Consider the following 840-nt stretch of genomic DNA (forward strand, 5'->3'; position numbering starts at 1 on the left):
AATCACCTCGGGCGATTTGTCGACGATGCCGTCCACGCCCAGCGGGCAGTTCATGCGCGCGATCTGCATCGGGTCGATGCCGCGCGCGGCGAGCCGGTGCTCGAACTGCTGGCGCTTGCTGTGCGAGCCGATCATGCCGAAGAACACGAAGTCGCCGCGTCGCAGGATGCGTTCGGCCAGATCGAGATCGTGCGCATGATCGTGCGTCATCACGATGAAACAGGTGCCGGGCGGCGCGGCCTCGACGGCCTGGTCGGGCGCGTCGCTGGCGTCGATGACGACGATGGGCGCGCCAAGGGCGACGAATTCCGCCGGCTGGGGAAACGCGGCGTCGCGCTGGTCGACCAAGCGCACCCGGCAGGGCAGCGTGCCGAGCACGCGCACCAGCGCCGCACCGACGTGTCCCGCGCCGAACAGCACGACCGGAAAGTCGTTGGGCGCGATCGTTTCGGTGAGCAGCAGCGCGGCGTCTTGCGCGCCAGCGGCGGTATCCCAGAGCAGGCAGTCGGCGGCATCGACGCCCGGTTCCGGCTCCGAGAGCATCACGGCGCCGGCATCGGCATCGGTCAGCATGGCCCCGTTCCGCGAGGAGCGGAATGATACGCTACGAACCGTCGATGCGCCTGCGGCGAGCCGGCGCGAGAGCGTGGCGAGCCAGCCGAGATCGGCCACATCGAGCCGCTCGAACGCCAGCACGACCGCGCCGCCGCAGCACTGGCCCAGACTCGGGCCGAGCGACAGCCGCTCCAGACGCCGCGCATGCGACATGCGCATGCCGTCGCGCAGCACCTGGCGCGCGATTTCGATGGCTTTCCATTCCAGATGACCGCCGCCGATGGT

At 69.8% G+C, this 840-nt stretch carries 1 protein-coding gene; it reads right to left on the bottom strand.

Annotated features, from left to right (window positions below):
* Positions 1 to 840, bottom strand: an 840-nt coding sequence (gene xdhC / locus G3O01_RS44905) for a xanthine dehydrogenase accessory protein XdhC (RefSeq protein WP_205813965.1), incomplete at both ends; no start/stop codon positions are given.

Source organism: Burkholderia sp. Ac-20365 (assembly GCF_017104715.1).
GTDB lineage: Bacteria > Pseudomonadota > Gammaproteobacteria > Burkholderiales > Burkholderiaceae > Paraburkholderia.